This window comes from Aureliella helgolandensis (genome assembly GCF_007752135.1).
Lineage (GTDB): Bacteria > Planctomycetota > Planctomycetia > Pirellulales > Pirellulaceae > Aureliella > Aureliella helgolandensis.
In genome coordinates this window covers 2,676,405-2,692,032 of the sequence record NZ_CP036298.1, presented here as the reverse complement: position 1 = coordinate 2,692,032, position 15,628 = coordinate 2,676,405, and the positions used below count along the sequence as shown (strand labels likewise).

Below are 15,628 nucleotides of genomic sequence, written 5' to 3'. Positions count from 1 at the left end.
CTGTCGCCCGTTTACAACCGAAGAAATGTGCAGCATCAAACGCACTCGCGGGAATCTGCTAGCAGGCGAAGACGCACTTGTTGACCGCCAGCGGGAGGGGGTGTCGCAAATCGGCAGCTTAGGAAGGCTGGCTGCTGAAGGGAGGGAGTCGAGGAACTCCTGCCATCCTACACACTTCGCAATGTGGCTGCAATCTTGCCGCCAAGCCAAGACACTCGGGGGCATTGAGTCGGCCGCTGGCGGGAGGAGCTCGGACTGGACACAAAAAAGTGGTCTGAACTAGAGAGTTCTCTCCGAAACGCTCAGCTAAGGACTTTTGGAACCATTATTGGCGGATAGTCGTCGAACCGCTCCGACGGTTCGTTCGGGAACACGCCGATCGGCGGAGCGATCTGGCGACACCAATTGATCCAAAGGCCCCAAATCGACTTGGTGCAGTGCGCGTCGGGCTGAATTCGGATCGAACGCACTACTGCTAGGTCAACGGAGACGCGTAACATAGCGTAAGAAATCTTGGTCGAGCTCTCCCAACTCGCCAAAGTGCTGCTTGAACAAATCGATGCGTTCTCGAGGCGAGGTCTCGCCCAGGGGGGGGAGTTGCTGCATCGATTTCATGTAGGCCACGAAGTCTTTATTTCGCGTCATCATGAGGAAGTAAGTCAGTGCCCAGCTCTCCGGATAGGCTTGACTGGCAGTGGCCGAATCGCGAAATTTCGAATCGTCGGATATCAGTTCGGGAAGCGAAGCAGGCTTTCGAGACGGCAGGTACTTGCCGAACATCACGTAGTTGTGATAGTTCACCTTTCCGATAGCGCCCCATCCGCGTGTGTTGCCAATGTCGGTCGTCTCGAAGAACATCGCCAAGCCCTCGCAAACCCAAAGAGGGTTGGCAGCCAAACGAACTTGCAATCCACTGTTGAACGCAAGTTGGTGGACCGCTTCGTGCACGATGGTTGAGACGGTTCGCTCTGCTTGAGGTTGCGCCAGGACTTGTTTGACAATCTGGGTTCGCGTCACACGCCGACCATTCGGAACGCTTCCGTCCACCCCGGTTAGATCGTACGAAACCATGCGGTTCGTTTTCATGTTGTAGTAGCCAATCATCGATTCGGCCGATTGACCAATTTCATGAGTGGCGTACCGCGAATAGGAGGCCTTGTCGCTGAAGACGAGCGCGACGAGGGGGAAACGTGGCTCGTCCAGCTTGATGCCATGCGATTTCCAGTAGTTGTAGAAGCGCGAGTACTGCCCCTCGAACAACTCACCTGCCCACTGCACGTAGGCCGGGCTGGTGTTGTAGACCATCACGTAATGCCGCGTCTTGTGCACGGAAAATCCGGGAGGAAGTTGCTCCTTAAATTGCTCGTAGATCTCCTTCGAAGTGGCCGCTTGCATGGGCTCGTCGATGTCGTGAATCGATTGGATCTCGTCATGCAAGAGAGTCCACAGCTGGCCGTCGGGCGTTAGCAGGAGTAGGCTTCCGTCGGCGTACTCCCGCTGTACTTCTCCGACGGTTGAAACCGAGGCTTCGCCTTGCTTAAATTCGATTTGAACCGTCCGCACAGCGACGTTTCCGACAGCTTCTTCACCAACTTCGACTCCTGGAACCGAGTCGTCAGCCAACAGTGGAGGGCTGAGCTGAGGCCCAACGCTCCACAAGACCAATACCGCCACGGCGAGGTAGCGGATGGAGGGGAGTGCCTGGTATGGTAGCCTTGAGACGCTAGCGATGACCGAGTCTCTGATGCGGTGCGTGTCGCCGAGATCGAAGCGGCGTCTTCTTCGTGGGCAACTCATTTTCCACATCGAAAGTCTCGCATGGGACTTCACTTCCATTCGATCCAGCGCCTCGGAGTAAGGATTGGGCGAATCACAAGCTCGACGAATGCTTGCTCACCCAGTTTGCCCAGGTACCCAGTTTGGTGGGCGAGGTCAGCAAACACCTCGCAGTCGAATATCAATTCTACTACATTGAACCGCTCTGCGCGAGTATTCGCAAACGCCATTCCATTATTTAACGATTCCAGCGTCAGCTGAGGAGCTCTGTTTAAACGTGAGTTTAACTGCAAAAATCGATCATGCTGTGATTGTTGGAGCCGGATGGGTCGGTCGCCAGATTGCGGCTCGAATGGCACAGCACGGTCTATGGGTCACACTGGTCGACAAGTCTCAAGAGGTGTGTGACGATGCTTGGCAGTGGCTCAAAACGCTGCCAGCGCCCTCTGAGAATGCAGCTGGAGTAGGAGTTGCAGCGCCTAGCGTTACCGACTCCACTCCCCTTCCCGTTGAGCCCTCTTGGATGGAACGCATCGCAATGAGTTGTTCGCTGGCGGAAGTCTTCACGACGCCCCTGCGGGAAGCTGCGGAGGGAGACGCTGCGGACGGAATGGAACTTGCGCGCAAAATCGATTTGGTCCTGGAGTGCGTTCCTGAACAGGTCTCGATCAAGAAACGGACGCTGAGGCAGATTAGCAAGTTGGCCGGCACCGACACGATCATCGCGTCCAATAGCTCCTACTTTGTACCGTCGATGCTGTCTGCTTACGTTACGGAGCCGCGCCGATTTGCGCACCTGCACTTCCACGTGCCTGTGCTACGCGATTCGGTGGCCGATATCGTCGGGTGCGACGCGACCGATCCAGCAGTCGTGGAAGCACTCCGCGAAATGGTGGTGCGGATCGGTATTGAACCACTCCTGCTTCGGCGAGAGCATCCTGGCTATATCTTTAACTGGCTGTTGCAGTCTGTCCTCAAGTCCGCTTTGGAGCTGACCGCGTTGGATGTGGCTGATCCCGACACGATCGATCAATCTTGGAAGGCAGTGACGGGGATGCCTCTGGGACCATTTGGCATGATGGATCGAATCGGGCTGGACGTGATTGAGCAAGTGTTGAGCAATGCGCGTTGGGCTTCTCCCACGGAGGTGGACAGCGCCCAACTGCTGGCCCTGGTCCAGCAGCATACGGAACAGGGGCGGCTAGGAACAAAAACTGGACGCGGTTTCTACGACTATTCCGAAGCGGGCCAGATAACGAAGTTGCATCGACCTACCAAGCTACCGCAAGATGGTGGTGTTTCATAAGCCGCACGCAGCGAAGCAGGCGAGTGCTTGCTGAGTTCCCGCCACGTCGTGCACGCGCAGCAGTGGAATTTGCTTGGCGGCTAGCGCCAGACTCACGCCAAGGCTGCCCAGTGTTCGATCGGTCGACGGGGCTCCCAATATCTTGGAAATGAAGCCTTTACGCGAATGTCCGATCAGGATCGGCCGCCGCAATTCTAAGAATTTTTGGCACCCTCGCAGCAGTTCCAAGTTGTGTGCGTGGGATTTTCCGAAGCCGATGCCCGGATCGAGGCAGATGCGATTGGCATCAATACCGGCTGCCTGCAACGCATGGTCACGCTGTTGCAAGTAGTCATAGATTTCGTGGACAACGTTTTCATAATGTGGATCGTCTTGCATGGATTGAGGGGTGCCTTGCATATGCATGGCGCAGACTCCTGCAGCCGATTGTGCAGCGACGGCGAGCATCTCGGGGTCCCCCTCCAAACCCGTTACGTCGTTGATGATCTCGACACCCATTTCGGTCGCGCGGCGTGCGATGGAACTCTTGGACGTATCAATCGAGATTGGAATCGATACTCTGCCGACTAGCGACCCGAGAACGGGTTCAATTCTGCGCCACTCTTCCTCCGCTGCTACCGGATCGCTGTAGGGACGGGTGCTTTCGCCACCGACATCGAGAATGCTGGCCCCCGCGTCTTCGAGCCGCAACGCATGGTCGACGGCTTGCGAGGGCGTGAAGTATTTGCCTCCATCCGAAAAACTATCGGGGGTGACATTGACGATCCCCATCAATGCGGGCAAGTCACCGAATTCGAGGCTGCGAGTGCGCAATTGCCACGCTGTGCATCGCCATGGGATATCTGCGGAGTGGAGTGCTTGCGACTTTTGCATGACTACAAGAACCGATCAATGGGAAACATCGGTGTTGCCGGTGAAGTGGCGAAGGAGGTCTCTGCCACAAAGAGGCCACCGGCGAGCTTGGCATCTTGCCTGCGCTCACTGGGCATGTGCTCTACGGCGGTGGTTATGATCAGCTTGACCGAACCGTCAGGCATTTCCAACAGCAAGGGGCACGTATTCTGAGGACTCTGCGGGGTCCGCCAAATATGCTCGAGTTGGCCGTTCAAGAGACTGTACTGCCGCGTTTCACCAAATTCTGCAGGGTTGGGATTGTAGAAGCTGATGATCATGCTCTGCTCATCTGGCGTCAGCGTCATACCATCTGGAACCGACGGGAGGTCGTTGAGGTCTACGATGGTTTCACACTCGCTCAACTCCCCACCGTCGAGGTTCAATCGATAGCGGACAACCTTCTTGGTTGGAGAGTCGATATCGATGAGGTGTAGGCCGCCATCGCCGGAGTCCATGACATCCTTTCCATTACTGCAGACTTGATCATCGCGCAGGCGAATGAGCTGCTGGTCGCTGGCACGGAAAAGGTACAAACCAGCTTTGGGCGTTTTGAATTCCAAATCCTTAGTGCCGAAGACGAGATTGTCAGCATACACTGTACCGTCGTTGATGATGGTTCCGTCGCGATCGGCATCAATTCCGCTTGCAATGCTCTGCCACTGTCGACTCTCGGTGTTGAAGAGGCCCAATTCTCGTTCACAGCCCACCACGAACGTATCGCTGCGATTGGTGGGCTTGGCAAATCCAGGGCGACCTGGCAAGGCATACTGTTGATTGGTACCGGACGCCACATCGAAGATGTTCAAAGAACCGTTTTGAGCGTCCGCTCCATGCTGGATGGCTACCCAGCTAAATCGTCCACTTCCCAAAGCGGTTGGGCCTTCGGGAAGGAACCTCAGCGATTCGCTATCGGGCAGAAACAGTAGTTGTGCATCGGTGGTCTGGCTCATCAATTGGCTTTCTTTAACTACGAAACCTGCAAATTTTTAGGTCGACTTTGTCCGCCACACGGTCAGCGGGCCGGGCGAGCTTCAGTCGTCGATCGCTTGACTGGAATCTTCGAGACGGGGCCGCCAAGTCCCAGCCAGCGGTTGGGGGGCTTGCCACCAGCCTCGAATTGGACAATTGGCTTAAGGATGCAGTCGCTGGCCGCCTGCAGATCCCGTCGCGTTTTGAATTTTAACGCAAAAACCAAAACTCGACGCGTCAAGGGAAGTTGATTCCGCTGCGTTTTCATTCTTATCGCGAAGGTAGCATTCCCCATCATGGATTGGCGGTTCCCCCAGCCTAGCTCGAGCGGTGGGAGAGTTTGTCTCGACCAGCCGACGCAGTGAGAAGTGCATTTTCTCTGCCGGTGGCGAGCGGACCGTCGATTCCATCACGGGGCACTAGCGTAGCATGTTCGCATCAGCAGCCTAGCACGGCCCGGCTGACGGCCGGCTGGACCGTGATGTTCCTCAGCATATCTACCCCCGCTCCGTAAACGGCGTAGCATGGACCCCCGGTCCGTGGGGAAAGAAAGTAGCATGGACCCCGTGGTCCGTGAAAAAAGTAGCATGGCCCCCCGGTCCGTGAACGATGCAATACATTTACCAACCTAGCATCGCCCCCCGGATCGTCGTTATCACCCGCATTTCAACGAGTCATTCGTTGTCGAACTCCATAAGACGTTCCTTGGAGGCAAAACGAACAGAAGCCAGAACGCCGAGCACGAGTCCCTGTCCGAGTCCGAGCACGAATTGCTTGTGAGGATGCGTGACTTTGGGGGGGCATCGACCTGCTGTGCCGGTTTTGGCATTTCGCGGCCATTCCGGGCGCCTATATTGGATTGGGTGCGGCGGTAGGTGCGTTGGTAGCGCGAGCAGCGGAAGAGGACATTCGTGCCGAGGACGAGGCGCCGCAGGTCTCCCCCTCTGGTCAGTCAAGGCAAGTTTGATAGGCTGTTGCCCCTACGACCAGCGATGCGTTTAGAGGTGCATTCTGAGGGCGTAGGGATCCTTGTTTGAAGGTGTAAGGAAAGAGACCTATGGCCACCCCAAGAGTGCTGATATTGAGAGCCCCCGGCACCAATTGCGACGTGGAAACGGCCCATGCTTTTGAAGTCGCTGGTGCGAAAACGGTCAGCGTCCATGTAAATCGGCTGATTGCGGAACCAAGCTTGGGGCAAGACTGCCAGATCCTCTGCTTTCCTGGCGGCTTTAGCTACGGAGACGACGTGGCTGCCGGGCGGATCTTGGCGCAGCGGTTGCAAGTTCATCTTCAGGATTTGATTGCGGAATTCCGTGATCAAGAACGCTTGGTGCTTGGGATTTGCAACGGATTTCAAGTCATGATGCGACTGGGGATTTTTTTCCCCGGGGCTGAATTGGCTGCTCCAGCCACACTGGCACTCAATAACCAAGCCAGATTTGAAGACCGTTGGGTGAACCTCAAAAACGTCGATTCGAATAGCGTATTCCTACGAGGTATCGATACGCTCTTTCTACCAATGGCGCACGCCGAAGGCCGATTCGTGTTGCGTGATCGAGAGGCGGCCAACAGATTGCTGGAACAGCAGCAGTTGGGGCTCCGCTACTGCACCGCCGACGGACAAACCGGAACCGAGCCTCTGCCGTTTCCCGAGAATCCCAATGGTGCGGAGATGAACGTTGCCGGTATCAGCGATCCGAGCGGTAGGATCTTTGGGCTGATGCCGCACCCCGAGCGCCATATCGTTGCCTCGCACCACCCCTTCTGGACGCGACGCAAGGTCCAGCCTGAGAAGGGCGAGGGGCTGAAAATGTTCGAAAATGCCGTCGAATATTTTGCCTAGCCGTCCCTTGCACTGGTCCCGTTGGGGGAAGTGCTAGCCGAGCATTCTACTTCTTGATCCCATGCAAATGGCAGGTGCCCCCATCGTCGTCGCACTGCATCCCCGAAATTTTGTACCGACGGTTGGCAATTTTGGAATACAGCCACCGCCATAGCGGCATGCTGCCGGGGAAGTGCAACAACGGGGCGAGCCACCACAGGCTGGGAAGCACTCGACTCAGATATCTGCCGGCGTCAGCTCCGCCAAGTCGCAAGCCACCCGAATTGACGACCCACATCTGGTCCATCAGCTGCTGGTGCTCCATGTCGGGATAGCGCTCGGCAACTCGTGGGTCGTGCAGGCTCAAATAGGCGAGTCGCTCCCCGCGATCGAACCACCGCAAGCGTTCGACCTGGCTTCTGCAGAAATTGCACTTACCATCCCAAATCACGACGTCTCGCTCGGGATAGTCGTCTGGATCGGGGAAAGGGATTTTAGCTTGCGCGAGCATGGAAAAGCCGGTAGTCAGTGGCGGGCGTTGCGGGGAAGTCTACTTCCCAAATAACCGCTTCATGCCCAATTTCATAACATCTTGGAAATCAAAATCGCCGTCACCATCTTGATCCAATAGCCCGGCAAGCAATCCACCGGTGGCCTGATTCTCAATTTCCTTCTTTTCGCCGCGCAGCATCCCTGACAATCCGTCGGAATCGAGCTTGTCGGTCTTAGCTTGACGGCTAATCGCCCCCATTACCAAGGGGGCCAGCATGGCGAGTAGCGATGCAACTTGTGTGCCACTCATTCCCGAAGCTTTGCCGATACCTTGTTCGACGCGACCTTGTCTGCCTCCCAGCATACTGCCCAACAGGTCTCCCACACCGCCAAAGGATTGTAGGGCGGGCGCTGGCTGGCCACCGAACAGCTGTCCCGTTTGGTCCAGAATGCCATCGTCGTGATGTTGAAGCGAGCTATGGAGCTCCGCTGACTGCCCCGCATCGTCTGCTTTGCGTGCCACCGCACCTAGCAAGGTTGGCAGGGCCATCCCAATAGCGCTTTCGACTTGTTCGCGCGAAGATCCTAGTTGGCTGGCAATCTGATCGACCTGTTCGCGACCAATTTGTTTCGAAACTAGATCCATTAGGCTCGACATCTTTAGTTCTCCGGCGGGCATTGGGGGGCATTGGGGACCTGTAGGTCCACTCTGCGAGACGGTGTGGTACCTTAATCGCGGTGAACCTTCAGAGGGAGTTGAACATACCTGAAATCGGAGGCTTTCAGCAGACTTGCAGCCTCAACTCGATCGATTTCATCGCAAGTTTCAGTATTCCCAGCGAAGGATGGTCGATTGGGACGCCTGAACCAGGAGGAGTCGCGTGTCACCGCGATTGCTTCTCAACCGTCCACGAACTACTTCATGGGCAACTTCATGGACTCGGGGCAGGCCAATCAAACTGTTTAATCAGTATGGAGGGACGCGTGCAGAGGCCAGTCTAGAGAAACGGGGCAGTGTTCTGCCTCAGCCAACTATTGTGTAGCGGGCATGGTAGTTATCGTATCTGACCAGACTGCCAAGTTGACGACTTGAGGCTTGAACGTAGTGGCATGAGAGTAGCGGCCCCTTAAGCCTTGTCGGCCGTCCATGGCCGCGTTACCGCGTTCACTGGCCCGAAACTGAGCGGCTTGACGAAATCGTCCCATTACGTGAGCAAGGAAAGGTGATTACCGCTACAGGCCAATTCGTGAAATTGCCTACTCCGTAAAACTGAAATCGGGATTAAATCGACAAGTTGTGACTCAGGCGGCTACTAGGACGGGCAATTAAACCGCTCGCTTGTGAGCTATGGATGCCAAGTGGCCGTTGGAAGCTGAGGCAGACGCGTCTAGAATAGAGCGGCTTGCGATTTGCAAGCCGATCGCTACCTTGCAGGCGGCCAGCTGCAACAGTTCGGCCCACCCAAATACTTATTGATTAATTTTAGGTTCTCCAACCATGTCTGACGCATCAGATTCCCAGCCAGCTACTCCTGAAACTGCCGCCGAAACGAACGTAGACACGTCTGCTGCAGAGGGAGCCCTCCCAACTGAGCAGTCAGCCGTGCCCACCAGCACGCCGGAAGCGTCCAGCCAAGCACCGAAGGAGGAGTCTTCTCCCGCTGCGGAAAACGCTGCCGGGGGGCCAATCAGCTTGGCTAAGATTCGTGAAATGCGGCAGCAGCAGCAGCGTGCGCAACCGGCAAGCCAACCGGCAAAAACGGCTGTCCCTGCTGGCAATGCCGAGAGTGCCACTTCGGATCCAAGTAGTGCCCCGACGCCCAGTGGCAGTGGAGAGACCGCGGCAACCGCAACTCCAACGGGAAATACTGGCGGGGCTGGTAAGCCCGGTGCGGGAAACCGGTCTGACAAGAAGCCCAGAGACCGCAAGCATGGGTTGAGCAAGCGAGGACAAGTCATCGAGACACCACCGGTGGTTGTTCCGAAAGTTGAAGTGCCATCGCGACGCCGGCCGCTGTCTCAAGACATGGAAGACGAGCTGGAGGCAGCCTTGGCGGCTTCCGATCTAGATTCGATGCTCATCGGCGACTCCATGCTGCAAGTGGGGAAAATGCTCGAGGACGGGCAGCGTTTGCAAGCCAAGGTGATGAAGGCTCAAGGGGAGTTCGTCTTCCTGTCGCTCGGGGGGGCCAACGAAGCGGTCATCCCGGCGTTGCAATTCGAAGAGCTGCCTGAGGAGGGAACTCAATTAGATGTGATTGTGCGAGGGTTTCTGCCACAGGAAGGATTGTATGAGGTTACGGTGCCTGGCAATGCCGTCGACGTGGCTGACTGGTCTGACTTGAATGAAGGGGACGTGGTTGAAGCAGTTGTGACCGGTTCCAACACGGGTGGCTTGGAGTGCAAGGTGGGATCCATCGATGGCTTCATTCCGGCGAGTCAAGCCTCCGAGTTTCGTATCGAGAACTTGGAAGAGTTGGTTGGACAAAAGCTGCTGTGCATCGTGAATGAAGCGAATCCACGGCGCGGGAACCTCGTATTGTCTCACCGTGCGGTGCTGGAACGCGAGAAAAAAGAGAAGCGCGAAGAGCGATTGGCGAACCTGGAAGTTGGTGCAGCCGTCGAGGGGATCGTCCGGAAAATCTTGGACTTCGGTGCGTTCGTCGATATCGGTGGACTCGACGGCTTGCTGCACATCAGCCAGCTTTCCTGGGAAAGGATCAAGCACCCCAGCGAGATTTTGACGGAAGGGGATACGATCCAAGTGCGAGTCGACAAGATCGATCCGCAATCTGGAAAAATTGGACTTTCCTATCGCTCGCTACAAGAGGACCCATGGTCGAAGGTCGATGCGGAATTCCCGGTCGGTGCATTGATCCATGGTACAGTCACTCGTATTGCGGAGTTCGGTGCTTTCGTCCGGATTGCAACTGGCGTGGAAGGGTTGATTCACGTGAGCGAGCTAGCGCATCACCGCGTGCATTCGGTCGGGTCTGTCGTGGAAGAAGGGCAGGAGCTAGAGGTGAAGGTGCTGTCGGTGGATTCCGACCAGCAGCGAATCTCCCTGTCACTCAAAGCGGCGCAAGCGGCTCCGGCTCCCGCGGAGAACAGCGCAGCGGCTGAGGCCGTCGAAGAGCCTCCAGCGAAACCGGTATTGCCCAAGCACGAAGGCCCGTTGAAGGGCGGAACGGCGCGCCCCTCCGGTGGCGAGCAATTTGGATTGAAATGGTAGTCCGCTACTCTACTTGCGATGCTCTGAGCGTCCCTTCCTGAGAAGAAAATCGTCCCATGCCTGCACTTCCCGATGATTCCCTAAAAGCGATGCAAGGTCGTATCGTCGAGCTGGAGATTGGGCTTACCCACCAACAGCATTTGGCAGCGCAACTGGACGAAGTCGTGGTGGAGCAAACGCGTCAGCTGATGCGGTTGGAGCGGTCGATGCTCCAATTGCAACGGCAGTTGAAAGAATTGCGCGGCGATCAGAAAGAGCGACAAATCGATCCGCTGGAAGAACGTCCCCCGCACTATTAGCCCGCTGTGGGATCGCTCGTCTGCATCTTCATAGCAATCCACGGCAAGTGCCCACAGCGCCGCCTAATCGGGCTTTACCAAGCCACCCAAAGATCCAAGTCCGTTGGACATGGAACCCGACGCCGAACGGCTTGGTGAAATGCCTTGTCGCAGCCAGAGTAAAGCATCCAGTTAAATAAAGAGTGCCTGCTGCTCCAGTGCAATATAGGAAGGCTATCTCCGCGTCCAAAGCTAGAATCGCTCGCAATTCACAAGCCGTCAAGCTTGGGGGCGGTTCAGGCACTCGTCGTAAAATATTACGATTCGGTTAGGCGGGCAGAAGGCGGTGTTCCAACCGACCATCGCGTGGGTTATCTTCGTAGTTGTAGAGTTTCGCTCAAATCAACCCCGCAACTTCACAGGTATACGACATGCGAGTTTCCGTTAAATCACTGCGATTCAGCTTGGCCTTAACCGTCTTAGCCGGTTTTGCAGCCACTGTTTCCGCTGACGATTGGCCGACTTTTCGAGGCGCGAACCGAACCGCTATTTCCGCGGAAAGTGGGCTGCTCGACCACTGGGCACAGGATGGCCCGCGTTTGCTCTGGACCGCTCAAGGTGCAGGCCGCGGATATGCTAGCCCTGCTGTTTCGGCCGGTCGCATTTACACCTTGGGGGATGGGCCCTCGACCGCCGACGGAGATAAAGACGAATACCTGACTTGCTTCAATGCGGATAACGGGCAAGCGATTTGGAAGTCCAAGACCGGTCCTGCTTGGAACGAAGGCAAGGCCTCTTGGCAAGGCTCTCGGGCCACACCTTCCATCGATGGGGAATTGTTGTACGTCATTACACCCCATGGCCAACTGATCTGTGCGAAGACCAGCGATGGTTCGATTGCCTGGCAGAAAGATCTAAAGGAAGATTTTGGTGGAAAGAAAAAAGATCAATGGGGATATAGTGAGTCTCCGTTGGTCGATGGCAACCTAGTGCTGTGCACTCCCGGTGGGGAGAAATCGACCGTCGTAGCGCTTGATAAGCAAACCGGAGAGCTGGTTTGGAGCTGCCAGCATCCTGGCGACGTAGGGGCGGGACACTCCTCGATCGTCATCAGTCATGTTGCCGGCCGCAAAATCTATGTTCAAAACACGGGCGGCGGACCAATTGGGATCGCGGCCGATACCGGCGAATTGAAGTGGGCTTACGATATGGCACCGCCCACCGCTTTTATTCCAACTCCAATTATCAAAGGCGATTATGTCTACTCCGTGGCCGGCTATAAGCTAGGCGGAGCGCTTTTGCAGCAGATTCCTGGTACCGATGGCAGTATTTCGATTAAGGAAATCTACGGGCCACAAACGAAGCTGGGCAACAAGCACGGCGGCGTTGTCTTGGTAGGCAACCATCTCTATTTTGGCGTTGAAGATCAGAGCATTTTTAAATGTGCAGATCTAATGACTGGTGAAGTTGTCTGGGAAAAACGTAGTCGGGAAGGAAAGGACTCCACGTCTGTCGTTGTGGCTGACGGAAAACTCTTCTTGCGCTATCAAAACGGAGTTGTCAGTGTAGCACAGCTTAGCCCAGAGGATTACGAAGTCTCCAGTTGGTTTAAGACTCCAGGCTCGGGGGATAGCGACAAACCTAGCTGGGCTCATCCGGTCATCTCCAACGGACGCCTTATTCTTCGCGAAGATGACGCCATTTTGTGCTATGAGATTCGCAAGTAAGCTCCAGCTACGCATCTGAAGGTCGCTGCGGCCGCAATCCATGTCGTTCCCGCCTGAGTGGGAATGGCAGATTGGAGATTGGAATTACAGTGGGGGGCAGCTGCAACATGCCGGCTCGCTCCCCCTTTGCTAGCACTTCGAGCCTCTTCTATTTGCTCGAAAATTCTTACGCCGGCCTTTGCAAGCAATTGCATTCTGAAGCAGCGCTCTCAGCTCGATGGTGTTTCGAGTCCTCTAAACCGAGTGTTTACGTAGCTTGGGATGTTTGGGAGGCGTGATTCTTGCCCCAATACTGCAAACAATGCTAGCAGAAAAGATCTTTTGGTAATTTGTAGCGATCAGTCAAAGTTTAACGGTGGTGCGGACGATAACTAAAGTGTCGGGACGTTGTCGAGTTCTTCGGAACTCGGCAGGCTGAACGATCGAGGGGGCTCGAAAGAAAAATTGATTCCGTCGTGTTGGTGAGCAATGACTCTGCACCTTTGCCTCGTTGGCTTGGGTTTGCAAGTCCTTCGCTCTTTCCACAGACTCGGTAGGAAACTCACCTCGATGAGCCGTCCATTATTCCGCTGGGCAGCAGTGATCCAAATCTGCTTGACCTTTTGTACTGGTTGTCAACCAACTCAGCCTTTCTTCGTTCGCCAGGACGATTCGATGGCCAATTTCTTGGCCCAGTCGATGGATATCGAATATGCGGACACTCAGGTTCAAAGCTTGCCGGAAGCAACGCAAACGGCGATCCCCTTGGGGCCATCGAACCTGCCTGAAGAATTCGTAGAATTGTCGCTTGAGGACTGCATCGCCATGGCCATGCAGAATTCAAAGATTCTGCGTGTCGTGGGAGGCTCCAATCAGCAAACGGGGAGCGTTTCCAATGCGTTGCTGAGTGCACAACCTGGCCAGCTGCCAAGCGTGTACGATCCCGCGATCATGGCCACCACCTCCAGCACTCAACCTCTTGTGGTTGATTCCCAAGGCAATCGGGTAGCACCGCGGGGGTCTTCACGATCCAATCAGGTTGGTGGTGTGGAAGACGCGTTGAGCGAGTTTGATACTCAGTTCTCAGCCATCTTCGGTTACAACACCACTGATCGGCCCCGCAACGTGGGACCGGGCAACCCGTTCAATCCGCAGCTTTTCCAAGGAGTGGATTCCAATGGACAAGCGGCGATCTCGAAGCGACATGCCAACGGTACGATCACCACAGCCCGATTCACAACTGTTTATTCACGGAACAACATCCCAACCGGCGTTGGCCGCAATGTAGCCAGCGACTACACCGCTGCTCTAGAGTTGCAAGTCACACAGCCCTTGTTGCGTGGCCGAGGAACTTTGGTCAATCGGATTCCGGTCACTTTGGCTCGCATCAATGAAGATTTGGCGCTGCATGAGTTCGAGATTGGCGTTCGCAACATGGTGCAAGCCGTTGAGCACGCCTACTGGGATCTGTACTGCGGTTATCGCGCTTTCGATACTGCACGGATCGCTCGGGACAGTGCACGCAGCCTATGGAAAGTGGCCAACGAACGATTGAAAATTGGTAAGGACGCGCCTCAAGCTGCCTTCCAAGCCGAGGGACTCTACTACCAATTCGACGCTCAAATGCGAGCCTCACTGAATGGTTCGACCGTCCCCGGCAATGACCCAGAAGGGCTCGTGGGACGCGAACGACGCCTGCGAGAATTGATCGGCTGGGGAGCAACCGACGGGCAATTCATTCGCCCTCTCGATGAGCCTAGCTTGGCCCGCATTCAATTCAATTGGTGCGACGTGGTCGGAGAAGGTTTGACACGCAGTGTGGAACTACGCCGTCAGAAGTGGGCGATCAAGCAAGATGAACTCGAATTGATCTCCGCTCGCAACCAAGTGCTACCGCAACTGGACCTGGTCGGATTCTACCGCTTCCTGGGTGTCGGGGACACCTTCGCCTCATCCCAACGCAGCGGCATTGCCTTCCCCAATCCGGGCTCCAATGCTCTCGAAGGCCTTACCGATGGCGGTTCCCAGGAGTTGGGAGCTCGGTTGGAGTTCACTCCGCAAGCGTTCGGCAAGCGACGTGCCATGGCCAACATTCAGAATTCCCAATTCCAAATCAAGAAGACGCAAGAAGAGCTGCGTGAGAAGGAAGTGATGCTGGTCTTCCGACTCGCGGATGCTTGGACGAAGATCGAATCCGATTACGAACTGATTCACGTCTACCAGCAACAGTGGGCGGCCAATCAGAAGGAGATCAATGTTTACCAAGCTCAGATCGAAGAGAACGTCGGCGACTTGGCTCAACTACTCGACCAACTCTTGCGAGCGGAAGAGCGTCGGACTCGGGCCGAACAACAATACCACAACGCTGTCTGCGACTACAACAAATGGATCGTCAACCTGCACGCTCTGAAGGGCTCGCTGCTCGATTTGAACTCCATCGAACTGCAAGAGGGAGCTTGGGTTGACAAGGCGTACTGGGATGCCGAAGAGCGAGCTCGGGAGCGAGCTGGTGGGATCTACTTCGACTACGGCTACACACGCCCAGCGGTGGTCAGCAACGGTCCTGTGCAGCAGGGCATGCACACCGAAGGCAATATCTCGGACCACGGTGCGAGCTTCGGAGCTGGATCGGATTACGACGCGGCCCCGGCCCAAGAGTTCTTAGATCGAGCCATGGAAGGTGGGGAGCAAAACCTGGAGTCGGTCGTCGAGCCAAAGAGCCCGACGGCACGCTTGGAGTCAGGCAACGGTGTTCGTACCGTCAGCAACACAGCGACCATCTCCGACCGCGACCAGTACAACTGGGGAGGTTTAGGAATCGACGAGCAGCCACGAGCACAGGTCGTGCGAGCCTCCCAGGAATACTCCCTTTCGGACACCGCAGCTAACCGGCCCACCGTATCGGGCCAACGCCAACCTCGCGTCGCCAACAGCAGCGGTGCGGCCAGCTGGACGCCTCGCTAAGTGATGGTCAGCAATTCGTGCCTAAAGCCGAAACAATACAAAGAAAACAGCTAGCGCTGTGAACGAGAGCAGGGGGGCCTGCTGAAACGGGGTCGATAGTTTTTCGAAACTATCGCGCCCCGTTTTTTCGTTTTCCGATTCACCATTTCTGGGGTCACATCCTGTAGAATAACGAGCCCTCTGGCACTT

The 15,628-nt window shown here is 55.9% G+C and carries 12 protein-coding genes; 6 read left to right on the top strand and 6 right to left on the bottom strand.

Annotated elements, in window-relative coordinates; all coding sequences use genetic code 11:
• Positions 1-480 precede the first annotated feature (480 nt).
• Complete coding sequence (locus tag Q31a_RS09580) at positions 481-1,797, bottom strand: DUF1570 domain-containing protein (RefSeq protein ID WP_197356573.1); 1,317 nt, start codon at positions 1,795-1,797, stop codon at positions 481-483.
• A 256-nt stretch (positions 1,798-2,053) separates the two neighbouring features.
• Here Q31a_RS09580 and Q31a_RS09575 point away from each other — a divergent pair, with 256 nt between their 5' ends.
• Positions 2,054-3,082 (top strand): 3-hydroxyacyl-CoA dehydrogenase NAD-binding domain-containing protein, encoded by a 1,029-nt coding sequence (locus Q31a_RS09575; RefSeq protein WP_145076987.1) that lies wholly within the window; start codon positions 2,054-2,056, stop codon positions 3,080-3,082.
• Here the strand turns inward: Q31a_RS09575 and folP are convergent.
• The 3 genes from folP to Q31a_RS09560 all read right to left on the bottom strand — a co-directional run bounded on the left by folP (position 3,077) and on the right by Q31a_RS09560 (position 5,213).
• Positions 3,077-3,955, bottom strand: a complete 879-nt coding sequence (folP, locus tag Q31a_RS09570; RefSeq protein WP_315851656.1) for a dihydropteroate synthase — start codon at positions 3,953-3,955, stop codon at positions 3,077-3,079. The two genes, Q31a_RS09575 and folP, sit on opposite strands and share 6 nt — an antisense overlap.
• A 2-nt stretch (positions 3,956-3,957) precedes the next feature.
• The gene (locus Q31a_RS09565) at positions 3,958-4,926 is read right to left on the bottom strand and encodes an SMP-30/gluconolactonase/LRE family protein (RefSeq protein WP_145076985.1); all 969 of its coding nucleotides are present in this window, start codon (positions 4,924-4,926) and stop codon (positions 3,958-3,960) included.
• 62 nt (positions 4,927-4,988) lie between these two features.
• A complete protein-coding gene (locus tag Q31a_RS09560) occupies positions 4,989-5,213 on the bottom strand; it encodes a hypothetical protein (RefSeq protein WP_145076983.1) in 225 nt (74 codons plus the stop codon).
• Between the two features lie 789 nt (positions 5,214-6,002).
• On the opposite strand from Q31a_RS09560, the gene Q31a_RS09555 reads away from it, so the two are divergent.
• On the top strand, positions 6,003-6,788 hold the full coding sequence (locus tag Q31a_RS09555) for a phosphoribosylformylglycinamidine synthase subunit PurQ (RefSeq protein WP_145076981.1): 786 nt from the start codon (positions 6,003-6,005) through the stop codon (positions 6,786-6,788).
• Between the two features lie 46 nt (positions 6,789-6,834).
• On the opposite strand, the gene Q31a_RS09550 is transcribed toward Q31a_RS09555, so the two are convergent.
• Both Q31a_RS09550 and Q31a_RS09545 read right to left on the bottom strand, forming a co-directional pair.
• Positions 6,835-7,278, bottom strand: a complete 444-nt coding sequence (locus Q31a_RS09550; protein WP_145076979.1) for a thiol-disulfide oxidoreductase DCC family protein — start codon at positions 7,276-7,278, stop codon at positions 6,835-6,837.
• Positions 7,279-7,317: 39 nt separating this feature from the next.
• Positions 7,318-7,917: a DUF937 domain-containing protein gene (locus Q31a_RS09545; protein WP_197356571.1), complete on the bottom strand. Its 600-nt coding sequence runs from the start codon at positions 7,915-7,917 to the stop codon at positions 7,318-7,320.
• A gap of 840 nt (positions 7,918-8,757) precedes the next feature.
• Here Q31a_RS09545 and Q31a_RS09540 point away from each other — a divergent pair.
• From Q31a_RS09540 to Q31a_RS09525, 4 genes are all read left to right on the top strand, one after another.
• Positions 8,758-10,491, top strand: coding sequence for a S1 RNA-binding domain-containing protein (locus Q31a_RS09540; RefSeq protein ID WP_145076975.1), 1,734 nt, complete (start codon positions 8,758-8,760; stop codon positions 10,489-10,491).
• Positions 10,492-10,547: 56 nt separating this feature from the next.
• Positions 10,548-10,790 (top strand): SlyX family protein, encoded by a 243-nt coding sequence (locus tag Q31a_RS09535; RefSeq protein ID WP_145076973.1) that lies wholly within the window; start codon positions 10,548-10,550, stop codon positions 10,788-10,790.
• 410 nt (positions 10,791-11,200) lie between these two features.
• On the top strand, positions 11,201-12,496 hold the full coding sequence (locus tag Q31a_RS09530) for a PQQ-binding-like beta-propeller repeat protein (RefSeq protein WP_145076971.1): 1,296 nt from the start codon (positions 11,201-11,203) through the stop codon (positions 12,494-12,496).
• A gap of 549 nt (positions 12,497-13,045) precedes the next feature.
• Positions 13,046-15,439 (top strand): TolC family protein, encoded by a 2,394-nt coding sequence (locus Q31a_RS09525; RefSeq protein ID WP_197356569.1) that lies wholly within the window; start codon positions 13,046-13,048, stop codon positions 15,437-15,439.
• Positions 15,440-15,628: the final 189 nt, after the last annotated feature.

Coding starts and splice junctions, on each gene's coding strand:
- Q31a_RS09535 (WP_145076973.1), top strand. CDS start 10,548: ATGCCTGCACTTCCCGATGATTCCCTAAAAGCGATGCAAGGTCGTATC.
- folP (WP_315851656.1), bottom strand. CDS start 3,955: ATGCAAAAGTCGCAAGCACTCCACTCCGCAGATATCCCATGGCGATGC.
- Q31a_RS09560 (WP_145076983.1), bottom strand. CDS start 5,213: ATGAAAACGCAGCGGAATCAACTTCCCTTGACGCGTCGAGTTTTGGTT.
- Q31a_RS09555 (WP_145076981.1), top strand. CDS start 6,003: ATGGCCACCCCAAGAGTGCTGATATTGAGAGCCCCCGGCACCAATTGC.
- Q31a_RS09565 (WP_145076985.1), bottom strand. CDS start 4,926: ATGAGCCAGACCACCGATGCACAACTACTGTTTCTGCCCGATAGCGAA.
- Q31a_RS09550 (WP_145076979.1), bottom strand. CDS start 7,278: ATGCTCGCGCAAGCTAAAATCCCTTTCCCCGATCCAGACGACTATCCC.
- Q31a_RS09530 (WP_145076971.1), top strand. CDS start 11,201: ATGCGAGTTTCCGTTAAATCACTGCGATTCAGCTTGGCCTTAACCGTC.
- Q31a_RS09580 (WP_197356573.1), bottom strand. CDS start 1,797: ATGAGTTGCCCACGAAGAAGACGCCGCTTCGATCTCGGCGACACGCAC.
- Q31a_RS09525 (WP_197356569.1), top strand. CDS start 13,046: ATGAGCCGTCCATTATTCCGCTGGGCAGCAGTGATCCAAATCTGCTTG.
- Q31a_RS09540 (WP_145076975.1), top strand. CDS start 8,758: ATGTCTGACGCATCAGATTCCCAGCCAGCTACTCCTGAAACTGCCGCC.
- Q31a_RS09545 (WP_197356571.1), bottom strand. CDS start 7,917: ATGTCGAGCCTAATGGATCTAGTTTCGAAACAAATTGGTCGCGAACAG.